The 3,860-nt window shown below is 34.1% G+C and carries 2 protein-coding genes and 1 pseudogene; 2 read left to right on the top strand and 1 reads right to left on the bottom strand.

Annotation, left to right across the window (positions count from 1 at the left end):
* Positions 1-92 precede the first annotated feature (92 nt).
* Positions 93-431 (top strand): NAD(P)-binding domain-containing protein, encoded by a 339-nt coding sequence (locus tag RT445_RS23800; protein WP_313471701.1) that lies wholly within the window; start codon positions 93-95, stop codon positions 429-431.
* A gap of 29 nt (positions 432-460) precedes the next feature.
* A pseudogene (locus RT445_RS23255) lies at positions 461-1,159 on the top strand (NAD(P)-binding domain-containing protein); the annotation flags it as partial.
* A 144-nt stretch (positions 1,160-1,303) separates the two neighbouring features.
* On the opposite strand, the gene RT445_RS23250 reads toward RT445_RS23255, so the two are convergent.
* A partial coding sequence (locus tag RT445_RS23250; protein WP_313471699.1) for an nSTAND1 domain-containing NTPase occupies positions 1,304-3,860 on the bottom strand: 2,557 nt, incomplete at its 5' end.

The raw sequence follows: 3,860 nt of genomic DNA, 5'->3' as shown, positions 1-3,860 counted from the left end.
TCACTTGAAAATTTTAAGAAATAAGCCCAGTCTGTTTAACAGATTGGGCTTTTGATTTTGTTTATGACAATAAAGAAGGGGGGAGCGATACTTTGTCTCAATTACAAGCTGAAGTAGATGTAGTCATTATTGGTGGTGGACAAGCAGCTCTTGCTACAGCCTATTTTTTAAAACGTAAGAAAATTCCATTTGTGATTTTAGATGACCAAAATCAGGCAGGTGGTGCATGGTTACATGCTTGGGAGTCTTTACGTCTTTTTTCTCCAAATACTTGGAGTTCGTTGTCGGGCTGGATGATGCCAAAAACTGAACAAACTTATCCAACGCGGAATGAGGTGATTCAATACTTATCTGCATACGAACAACGCTATCAATTTCCTGTCATTCGACCTATACATGTTGATCATATTGAGAAAAAAATGACTGCTTAGATGTATATGCGGGTGATAAATATTGGCGAGCAAAGGCCGTTGTCAGTGCTACAGGTACATGGAGTCAGCCTTATATTCCACATTACGAAGGATTAGAAAGATTTAAAGGAATACAAACCCATTCAGCACATTATGTTAATCCAGAACCTTTTATTAATAAAAAGGTTCTAGTGATAGGAGGAGGTAACTCTGGTGCTCAAATTCTTGCTGAAGTTTCAGAAGTTGCAGACACTATTTGGATCACAGTAAATCCTCCTCAATTTTTATCGGATGATGTTGATGGGCGTGTTTTATTCCTTCGAGCAACAGAACGTTTGAAGGCACAACAGGAGGGACGAATAGTTGATCAACCCATTGGTGGTCTAGGGGATATTGTCATGATTGATAGTGTCAAAGATGCACGTGAACGTGGGGTATTACATAGCAGAGAACCCTTTAAAGCATTTAAAGAATATTCGGTTGTTTGGGAGGATGGTTCAACACAATTGGTTGATGCTGTGATTTGGTGTACAGGCTTCAAAGCATCCCTAAATCACTTAAGGAGTCTAGGAGTGATAGAACCTAATCAGACTGTTGCTGTCAATGATGGGCGTTCAATAAAAATAAACAACCTTTGGCTAGTTGGTTATGGTGAATGGACAGGCATGGCATCGGCAACATTAATTGGGGTTTCTAGAACAGCCAAAGCAGTAGTCGATGAAATAGCTGTTTACTTAGCTATAGATTAAATAGTTGAAGGGGGAGGTAAATTACTTACTCCCCAGAAAACATCTCATTTACTCATTGTTAAATACCTAATCGACGAAAACTAGATTATCAAAGGTTTGAGTTCTGTTAGGTGGGAGGGCTTGAAGGTAATTGGTATCCAAAATTTATAAATCGAAATTTTCATACCAGCTAGCCCAACTGTTTAGCTTTTTACCTGCATACTCCACAGTACCTTCAGCCCACTTAATATCATGCTTATCTCTCAGGAGCTGCCCAACGAATGATGCAGTTAATTTTTTAGTTCCTGAATACAGTTTCTTTATTAATATGGTTTCTTGGATACTTAACTCATTTGAAATCGCATCGTAAAGATAAGATTCGATATCTTCAACCTCTCTAATTTTATTATCATCATCAACTAAATTATATCTCTTGAAAATTTCCACAGCTTTGGCATTACTACTACCATTTTTGTATTCAGAAATTTTCTTACCCTTAAGTTCATTATAAATATTTATAGTTAATTGAGGACTATTTCTTGGTATGAAAAAAGAAGATTGCTGGCGTCTAACGTTACTGACAGATGTTTTTACAGAACCTATATCTTTATAAAACCATGTGTATGTTTCAATTGACCGAGATAAAAAGCCTGTAATTTCTAGCCATTTACACATTCTGATAGCATAGTATCTCCATGTTTTATCTGCATAATCATTGTTAGAGTAGATACTTTTCATTAAGTCTATAAAGAAAGCCAAAGTAATATTTGTGCCATTAGGTAAGTCCTTTAAACTTAAAGTAATAATATGTTTTTTAAATTTTTCTCTCATTAATGAGAGAATACTTTCCATGGAATTCCCTGTAGCTAAGATTTCCTCTGACAATGAATATTGGCTATTCTCCCTTACCGCAATGCCAAATGTCAGTAAGTCTGTACCAATATTTTGAATAGTACCATCAGATAAATTCGTTTTAATTTCCAATTCGGGAATGGAAATTGGAGTGCCTGTTAAATGTTGCGCTACATTCCAGATTGCTAGAAAATCATTTGATGGTAAATAGCGAAGAGAAATAATAGGAATACTCTCTGTTAATATATATTCTCTAAAAATATCCCAATAAATATTTAATCTAATACCACTTTTAATGATTAGTCGTTTATGAAGCAGGTTTGTGACTACATCTTCTCCACATGTATCAATTGTATCAACAAGATCAACAGGTGCTCTTTGAGCAATAAATTTTAAAGCTCTAACTTCATTAGGATTTAACTCTTCTAAATCGCTAGCAAAAAGACTTGAGATATCTAATTTATTCTCTAAAAGCTCCTCTTGTTTTTGGCCTGACAATATTTTTTCATGTAAATGAATGCATAGTTTCTTTAACAACCATGGATAACCCTGACTACTTACAATTAAGTTATGTCTTAAGTCGCTATGAACTTTTTCTCCAATTGCTTCCTCAAACTTATTTATGACAGCATTAGATTCTCTAACAGAAAATGGATTTAATTTTCTTACAATTCGATAATCTGACAAACGATGCCAGAAGAAATAAGCAGGATGTTCCGAGTGGGTTGTACTATCAGTCTTCCATGCAAAACCTATGCATAAATTTGTTTTTAAACTAGCGGCATCTAATAGAATGTTCGTTGCATTATTAAATAGTTCGAATAGCTCTGGTTTGCTAAACAATTCTTCAAATTGGTCAAAAACTAATACTACTAATTGCTTTGATCTTTCAAGGCTATTCAAGTATTTAGCTATAGATTCAGACTCTAAAGGATGGTTTACGTTAGTTATTTGTAATTTAATAGTTGGATCACCAAAACCTTTTATTTGGGCCTCTTGTAAAGTTTTTAACAATGCGGAGTAAATATATTCTGGTGATTTAGCCGCACGAACATCAATAGCGTAAAGAAATAATTTTTGTTTTTGATGACGATTTTTAGCTTTTTCAGAAAGAGTAATAATCAAAGAACTCTTGCCTAATCCAGAATTACCAGTAATAGCAAAAATCCTAGTATTTATTTCATTTGCTCTAATCTTCTTAAAAAAATCAAAAATCTCTTGAATATCCTTAGTTCTTCCTACGAAATCCTGTGGACGTGCAGGTCGATAGTCATTCCAATCTTCGCCTCTTTGAACTTCTACAACTTCAATTTGAGAGTCAAACAAAGGTTTCATCTCTTTTTTTGTATTTATAATTTTAGAAAAATCTAACTTAGAAAGACTACTATCTGTAGAGGCAATGTTATCTAGTAGTTCTTGATCTTCAACTAAGACGCCTGTTTTTGCATAATAACATACAGCATTTGTTGGAATGCCTGCACTTAATATTGTACTTACCCAAAAATTTCCAAAAGTTGTAATTAATAAAAACCATTCACCAATGCTGTTTATATCAAGGTGTTGTTCGAGATGTTCACGAGGTATTGAGCTAATAATTTTAGATGCTTGTAGTGATTCAATAATATCTGTTGATGAATAGACTACTATACGATCACCAAGTGGTCGACTAGGTAGCTCCTCACAAAATCCTTTCGCATCTTTACTAAATTCTGAAGTACCTATTAACCAGCCTTCACTATAGTTCTCAAATACAACTGTACCAAATAATTGTCTTATGATTGGGGCATCAATTTTTTTATCTCTATATGCTTTACACTCAACATAAATTTTTTTCCCAGAAACTTTATGTTCACATAATAAATCTAATTCA

This window comes from Lysinibacillus sp. (assembly GCF_032093475.1).
Classification (GTDB): Bacteria; Bacillota; Bacilli; order Bacillales_A; family Planococcaceae; genus Lysinibacillus; species Lysinibacillus irui.
Note: the sequence above shows the minus strand (reverse complement) of the source record. Positions and strands in the feature narration are given on the sequence as shown.